This window comes from Amycolatopsis kentuckyensis, from assembly GCF_002155975.1.
Classification (GTDB): domain Bacteria; phylum Actinomycetota; class Actinomycetes; order Mycobacteriales; family Pseudonocardiaceae; genus Amycolatopsis; species Amycolatopsis kentuckyensis.
The window spans coordinates 1-7082 of record NZ_MUMI01000011.1 but is presented as its reverse complement, the minus strand read 5'-3'; the positions used below and the strand labels follow the sequence as shown (position 1 = coordinate 7082).

The window sequence follows — 7082 nt, the reverse complement described above, 5'->3', positions numbered from 1 at the left end:
CCGACCCGGCCGAGTCGGCGCAGGCGTGGCGCGCCCTGTGCGACGGCGTGCTGCCCGCCCCCGGCCCGTCGGCCGCGGAGCTGCAAGCGGCGTGGGCGCAGCTGAACGACGTGTACGCCCACGCGGCCGCGGTGGCCCTGAGCTCGTTCGGCGTGACCGACGAGGTCGACGTCCCGGCGCTGCTGCGCTCCGCGGGCGTGGCCGCGCGGTACGAGCGGTGGCTGCACCGCGCGGCCGTCAACCTGACCGAGCGCGGCATGCTGCCGGGCGCGCTCCCGACGGCCGTTCCGGACGAGCTGGTCACCGCCACGCACCGCGTGCTCGGCGACAAGCTGGGCGTGCCGGGCGACCTGACCGACTGGCTGATGACCATCGCGGCGAACGTCGAGGGGGTGCTCACCCAGAACATGCACTCCGCCGAGCTGTACGCCAACGACCGCACCCCGGCCGTCTACGAGCACCTGTTCGGCCCGGTGCACCAGGCCGCCGCCGAAGCCGTCCGGCGGGTCACCGCGGCCTGGCCCGAGGACAAGCCGCTGCGGATCCTCGAGGTCGGCGCGGGGTACGGCACCTTGACCAAGCACGTCGTGCCGCTGCTGCCCGAGCGGGCCGAGTACACGTTCACCGACATCTCGACGTACTTCACCGAGCAGGCGCGGGAACAGTACGCGGACTACCCCAACATCGGCTTCGACCTCTTCGACGTCGACAAGCCCGCCGACATCCAGGGGTTCGACGGCAAGGCGTTCGACCTCGTCATCGCCGGGAGCATGCTGCACGACGCCAAGCAGATCCGCCGCTCCGTGGGCAACCTGCGGTCGGTGCTGGCGCCGGGCGGGCTGCTGCTGCTGGTCGAGCAGACCGCGTTCCACGACTGGTTCGACCTGACCATGGGGCTGCAGCAGGGTTTCGACGGTTACGAGGACACCGGCCTGCGGTCGGCGCACCCGCTGCTCGACGCGGCCACGTGGTGCGCCGAGCTGGCGGAAGCCGGGTTCGCGGACACGGCGGTGCTGACCCCCGAGGGCAGCGGGATGGCCTCGGTCGGCTTCGACGTGATCGTCGGCCAGGCGCCGAACGAGAGCCGCCGCTTCGACGGCGAGCAGCTGCGCGCGTTCCTCGGGCTGCACCTGCCGAAGCACATGGTGCCCAGCACCATCCACGCCATCGACGAGCTCCCGCTCACCAGCACCGGCAAGGTCGACCGGGCCACGCTCGCCAAGGCGCGCGGCCGGGCTTCGGCGGCCGGGCGGCCGGCCAAGCCGCCGCGCACCGACCGGCAGCGCAAGCTCGTCGAGATCTGGTGCACGGTGCTCGGCCTGAGCCACGCCGACCTCGGTGACGACTTCCTGGAAGCCGGCGGCGACTCGCTGCTCGCGGCCCGGCTGGTCGCCAACATCTCCTCGGCGTTCGGCATCACGGTCGCGGTGGCCACGGTGCTCGAATACCCGACCGTCGAACTCCTCGACGGTTACCTGGAGCAGATCCTCGGTGCTTCCGAGCTGCTTCCCGACGTTACGGAGATCGCATCGTGAACGCGCACGAGGAGGACCTGCGGGCGTGGCTGACGACGTTCGTCGCCGACGTCCTCGACATCGGCACCGAGGAGGTCGACCCGGGCGCGCCGTGGGAGTCGCTCGGGGTCGACTCGGCGATGACGCTGGTGCTCGTCGCCGACCTGTCGGTGGTGCTCGGCCGGACCGTGCAGCCGATCGAGGTGCTGAGCAACCCGACGATCGACGCGGTGGTCGAGCACCTGGTGACCGTCGAAGCGGTGGGGGGCGAACGCTCGTGAAGCCCCGTCCCACCGGCCGGTGGTTCGTCCGGGGCCAGGCGCGGCCCGGCCGGCCCAAGCTGTTCTGCTTCCCGCACGGTGGCGGGTCGGCCGCGGAGTTCGTCCGCTGGTCGCGCCAGCTGCCCTCCGTCGAGCTGAGCGCCGTCCAGCTGCCCGGGCGCGGGTCGCGGCTGTCCGAACCGGTGTTGTCCACCATGGACGAACTGGTGGCCGCGGTGGTCGACGTCATGCCGACCACCGCGCCGTACTCGGTGTTCGGGCACAGCCTCGGCGCGCTGGTCGCCTACCAGGTCGTCCGCGAACTGCGCCGCACCGGGCGCCGGCTGCCGGACCGCCTGATCGTCTCCGGCTTCCCGGCGCCCTCGACGCGGCGGACCGAACCTCCGGTGCACGGCCTGCCCGACGACGAGCTGATCGCCGAGGTGGCCACGCGGCACGGCGGCCTGCCCGGTGAGATCCTCACCGATCCGGAGCTGAAGGGCATGGTCGCCCGGTACCTGCGGGCCGACTACCAGGTGCTGGAGACGTACGAGTGGCGGCCGGAGGAGCCGTTGCCCGTGCCGCTGACCGTGTTCGGCGGCCGGGACGACTCGATCGGCGAGGACGAGCTGCGCGCGTGGCATGAGCACGTGACGGAGGCGGTCACCGTGCGGCAGTTCCCCGGTGGCCACTTCTACTTCCGGGAAAATCCGGCCATGGTCCTGCGCGCGCTGGCCGCGGTCGTCCGGACGGCCGCCGTCGCGGATCGGGCGGCGTAGCCATGTGGGTGTTCATCGCGGCCGCGCTCGTCATCATCATCATCCCCGGCCCGGACCAGGCCCTGATCACCCGTCAGGCCCTGGTCCGCGGCAAGGGGTCGGGTTTCATGACCACCCTGGGCGGCGCCACCGGCCTGTCGGTGCACGCCGCGGCGGCGTCGCTCGGGCTGACCGCGATCCTGGTGGCGTCCCCGATCGCGTTCACCGTGCTGAAGGTCGTCGGCGCGATCTACCTGGTGTGGATGGGGGTGCAGACGGTCCGCATCGCCCGCAAGGCGGCGACCAGCCAGCCGACGGGGGAGCCGACCGACCGGAAGCCGCTGCGCTGCCTGCGCAAGGGGTTCCTGACCAACGCGCTCAACCCGAAGCTCGCGGTGTTCTTCCTGACGTTCCTGCCGCAGTTCCTGCCCGCGGACGGGCCGGTGCTGGGCAAGGCGCTCACCTACTGCGGGGTGTTCGCGGCGCTGTACCTGACCTGGTTCAGCCTGTACGTGTTCACGGTCGACCGGATCGGCGCCGTGCTGCGCCGGCCCAAGGTGCGCTCCGGCATCGAATACAGCACCGGCGTGCTGTTGCTCGGTTTCGGAGTGGGGCTGGCCATCCAGGGGATTCCGTAGGCGGCCGGCCCCGGACCGGCTACGCCGGCAGCGTGCGCCGCAGGAACTCCGTGGTCAGCGCCCAGGCCCGCGCGGCGGCTTCCGGGTGGTGGAACATCGGGGCGACGTTGTTGTGGAACGCGTGCCCGGCCTCCTCCTGCACGTGGATCTCCGCGCCCGGGTGCGCCGCCACCGCGGCCTCGACCACGGCCACGTCGGACCGCGGGATGTACGGGTCCTGCCCGCCGAAGTGGAACTGGATCGGGCAGTCGACCCCGGCCAGGCCGCCGATCTGCGCGGCCACCGTCGAGCCGTAGAACGACACCGCGACGTCCGGGTCGCCCTCGGCGGCCGCCGCGAAGGCCAGCGATCCGCCCAGGCAGAAGCCCAGGGCGCCCACGCCGCCCGTCACCGACGGGAGGGACCGCAGGTGGGCCACCGTGGCCAGGACGTCGGAAAGCCCCAGCGCCGGGTCGAAGGACGCCATCACCTGCATCGACGCCGCCACGCCCGCTTCGTCGTGCGTCGACGACCAGCCGGGTGCGGTCCGCCAGAACAGTTCCGGGACCGCCACCACGTACCCCGAGGCGGCGAGGTCCGCCGCGACCGAGCGGAGGTAGTCGTCCAGGCCGAAGATCTCCTGGATCAGCACCAGGCCCGGACCGCGCCCGGACGGCGGGAGCCACAGCGGAAGCTTTGTCAGCACATTCTCCATCCGGGTCACCGTACTGGTTCCGCGGCCGGGAGCGTCCTAAGTTGAGGTGCCGACCAAGGAGGCGTGATGGCTGAGCAGACCAAGTACGTCCTGGACGAAGCCGATCTCCCCACCCAGTGGTACAACGTCATCCCCGACCTGCCCGAGCCGCCGCCACCGCCGCTGCACCCCGGCACGCGCGAGCCCGTCGGCCCGGACGACCTCGCGCCGCTGTTCCCGCAGGCGCTCATCGCCCAGGAAGTGACGACTGATCGCTATGTCGACATTCCGGAGGAGGTTCGGGAGGTCTACCGGCTCTGGCGCCCGTCGCCGCTGTTCCGCGCGCGCCGGCTGGAGAAGGCGCTGGGCACGCCCGCGCGGATCTACTACAAGTACGAGGGCGTCAGCCCGGTCGGGTCGCACAAGCCGAACACCGCGGTGCCGCAGGCGTTCTACAACGCGGCCGAAGGCGTCACGCGGCTGACCACCGAGACCGGCGCCGGCCAGTGGGGGAGCGCGCTGGCCTTTGCGTGCGCCCAGTACGGGCTGGAGTGCGAGGTCTGGCAGGTCCGCGCGTCCTACGACCAGAAGCCCTACCGCAAGCTGATGATGGAGACGTTCGGCGCGACCGTCCACCCGAGCCCGTCCGAGCTGACCGAGTCCGGGCGCGCGATCCTCAAGCAGCACCCGGATTCCACCGGCAGCCTCGGCATCGCGATCAGCGAAGCCGTCGAGCAGGCGGCGCAGGACCCGGACACGCGGTACGCGCTGGGCAGCGTGCTCAACCACGTGCTGCTGCACCAGACGGTCATCGGCGAGGAAGCGCTCAAGCAGTTCGAACTGGCCGGCGACACCCCGGACGTCCTGGTCGGCTGCACCGGCGGCGGCTCCAACTTCGGCGGGCTCGCGTTCCCGTTCCTGCGCGAGAAACTGGCCGGCCGGATGGACCCGGTGATCCGTGCGGTCGAGCCGGCCGCGTGCCCGTCGCTGACGCGCGGGAAGTACGCCTACGACTTCGGCGACACGGCCGGGCTCACGCCGTTGCTGAAGATGCACACGCTCGGCCACGAGTTCATCCCGGACCCGATCCACGCGGGCGGCCTGCGCTACCACGGGATGTCCCCGCTGATCTCGCACATCTACGAGCTCGGCCTGATCGAGGCGATCGCGATCGGGCAGCAGGAGTGCTTCGCGGCGGGGGTGCGCTTCGCACGGTCCGAGGGCATCATCCCGGCACCGGAGCCGACGCACGCGCTGGCGGCGTGCATCCAGGAAGCGTTGCGGTGCAAGGAAACCGGGGAGGAGAAGGTGATCCTCACGGCGCTGTGCGGCCACGCCCACCTGGACTTGCCCGCGTACGGCGCGTATCTGGCCGGGGACATGGTGGACAACGACCTTTCCGACGCGACGCTCGAGGCATCGCTGGCAACGCTGCCCTAGCGGTGCTGTCCGGGGACGCTGTCCCGGGCAGCGCACCTAGTGGGCGTCCGGGATCTCCGGGCGGGTGAGCTCGGTGCGGGCGGTCGCCAGGACCACGCGGTCGCGGCCGCCCGCCTTGGCCTCGAACACCGCGTCGTCCGCGGCCTGGAGCAGGATTGTGTACTCCGTGGCCGTTTCCGGGTACACCGCCGCGCCGATCGAGGCCGTCAGACCGGTGATCACCTCGGGTTTGCCCGGGCGGATCACCGGGACCGGCACCTCGATCCGCGCGATCGCCGTGCGGATGCGGTCCGCGACCGACGCGATCTCCGCGCTGGTCGTGCCCGGCAGGAGGACCACGAATTCGTCGCCGCCGAAGCGGCCCACGTAGTCGCCGCCGCGGACCGAGCCCTGGATCGCCGCCGCCACCGCGCGCAGGACCTCGTCGCCCGCCAGGTGGCCGTTGCCGTCGTCGATGGCCTTGAAGTGGTCGATGTCGATCATCAGCACGCCCGCCGTCGAGGACAGCTCCGCCGCGCGCGCCAGCTCGTTGCGGGCCAGCTGGACCCAGAACTCCGGCGCGAGCAGCGCGGTCTTGGAGTCCGTCCGCGCGGCGGCCTGGAACTGGGGGAGCAGCAGGCCGATGTGGAGCGCCACCGGCGTCACCATGAGCACCGGCAGCAGCCACGGCCGGACCGTCATCACCAGCGCGATACCGCAGCCGACGCCGACCGCGGCCAGCACGATCAGCACGTCGGACGGGTTGCCGAACGCCTGCCGCGGCGGCTTTCCCGGGTTGCTCATCAGGATCGCGACGATCACCAGGACGTAGTTCAGTCCGAAGTAGACGAGCCCGGAGACCAGCAGCGCGAGCATCCCGCCGAAGCCGTCCAGGTGAGGCACGTACGGCGCCAGCTGCCCGGTGCCGGTCCACAGCACGGCCCCCGAGGCGGCGCAGGCGAGGATCACGGTGGCCCCGGAGAACACTTTCCGGTGAATCACGCCGCGTCGCTTGTAGACGCGGACCCACGAATGGGCGTAGCTGACGACGATGACCAGCGTGGCCAGCGGCGGCGGCAGCAGGAGCAGCCCGGCGAAGATCCAGATCGACTGCAGGTGCATGTGCGGACGGCCGTCGGCGGCGAGCTCGCGGATGCGCTCGATGCGTTGCGCCGCTTCGAGGTGCACGATTTCGCCGGCGAGGATCAGTCCACACCAGAGCAGCGACTGCGTGGTGACCGGGACGAGCGTGGTCGTCGAGACGACCACGAGCAGCGCCAACGCGTCGACGACGAGGACGTAGCCGAACACCGGAGTGGCCAGCTTCCACATCGCCCACGTTCGGATACCTGATCGTGGACGTTCTGAGCTGGGCTTTCGCCCTGGGGACCCGGACAATCCCACGAAACGCCCTTCTGCTCAGGATGAAACTCTTCGCAGAATTCGTCACTGTAATCGAATGAACGCGGTGTGTCACTAGGCCGGTCAGGCTACCGTCCGGTTACGCACCGTGCCAGATCACTCACAAACCAGGAGAAAACCATGTCGCACTTCCTGACCGGCAGCAACATCGTCCCGTCCCGCCGCCGTGCCCAGCGGCCGACCGACTGGACCCGGCAGCTCCCCACCGACTGGACCCGCGCGATCCCGACCGACTGGACCCCGCGGCAGCTGCCGACCGACTGGACCGCCCGCGACCTCCCCACCGACTGGACCGTCCGCGAGCTGCCGACCGATTGGACCCGGCCCGGCGTCGCGCCAGCGCTGCCGCAGTGCCCGACCGACTGGACGCGGTCCTGACCGCCGCCCGGTGACCGGCG

The 7082-nt window shown here is 71.3% G+C and carries 8 protein-coding genes; 6 read left to right on the top strand and 2 right to left on the bottom strand.

Going from position 1 to position 7082, the window contains the following annotated elements; genetic code table 11:
• The 4 genes from CCN39_RS00935 to CCN39_RS00920 all read left to right on the top strand — a co-directional run.
• Positions 1-1535: class I SAM-dependent methyltransferase (locus tag CCN39_RS00935; protein ID WP_143263873.1), on the top strand; the 1535-nt coding region annotated here is incomplete at its 5' end.
• Positions 1532-1795 (top strand): acyl carrier protein, encoded by a 264-nt coding sequence (locus CCN39_RS00930; RefSeq protein ID WP_013230024.1) that lies wholly within the window; start codon positions 1532-1534, stop codon positions 1793-1795. The genes CCN39_RS00935 and CCN39_RS00930, both read left to right, overlap by 4 nt.
• On the top strand, positions 1792-2553 hold the full coding sequence (locus CCN39_RS00925) for a thioesterase II family protein (RefSeq protein WP_086837902.1): 762 nt from the start codon (positions 1792-1794) through the stop codon (positions 2551-2553). The genes CCN39_RS00930 and CCN39_RS00925 overlap by 4 nt, the downstream gene beginning before the upstream one ends.
• A gap of 2 nt (positions 2554-2555) precedes the next feature.
• The gene (locus CCN39_RS00920; RefSeq protein ID WP_086837901.1) at positions 2556-3170 is read left to right on the top strand and encodes a LysE family translocator; all 615 of its coding nucleotides are present in this window, start codon (positions 2556-2558) and stop codon (positions 3168-3170) included.
• A 19-nt stretch (positions 3171-3189) separates the two neighbouring features.
• On the opposite strand, the gene CCN39_RS00915 is transcribed toward CCN39_RS00920, so the two are convergent.
• The gene (locus CCN39_RS00915; RefSeq protein ID WP_086837900.1) at positions 3190-3864 is read right to left on the bottom strand and encodes a dienelactone hydrolase family protein; all 675 of its coding nucleotides are present in this window, start codon (positions 3862-3864) and stop codon (positions 3190-3192) included.
• A 66-nt stretch (positions 3865-3930) separates the two neighbouring features.
• Between CCN39_RS00915 and CCN39_RS00910 the strand changes: the two genes are divergently transcribed.
• Positions 3931-5283, top strand: a complete 1353-nt coding sequence (locus tag CCN39_RS00910) for a TrpB-like pyridoxal phosphate-dependent enzyme (RefSeq protein WP_086837899.1) — start codon at positions 3931-3933, stop codon at positions 5281-5283.
• A 36-nt stretch (positions 5284-5319) separates the two neighbouring features.
• Here the strand turns inward: CCN39_RS00910 and CCN39_RS00905 are convergent, their stop codons facing one another.
• Positions 5320-6594 (bottom strand): diguanylate cyclase, encoded by a 1275-nt coding sequence (locus CCN39_RS00905; RefSeq protein WP_086837898.1) that lies wholly within the window; start codon positions 6592-6594, stop codon positions 5320-5322.
• Positions 6595-6804: 210 nt separating this feature from the next.
• On the opposite strand from CCN39_RS00905, the gene CCN39_RS00900 reads away from it, so the two are divergent.
• Entirely contained in the window at positions 6805-7062 is a 258-nt protein-coding gene (locus tag CCN39_RS00900; protein WP_086837897.1) for a hypothetical protein, read from the top strand.
• The last annotated feature ends 20 nt before the right edge of the window (positions 7063-7082 follow it).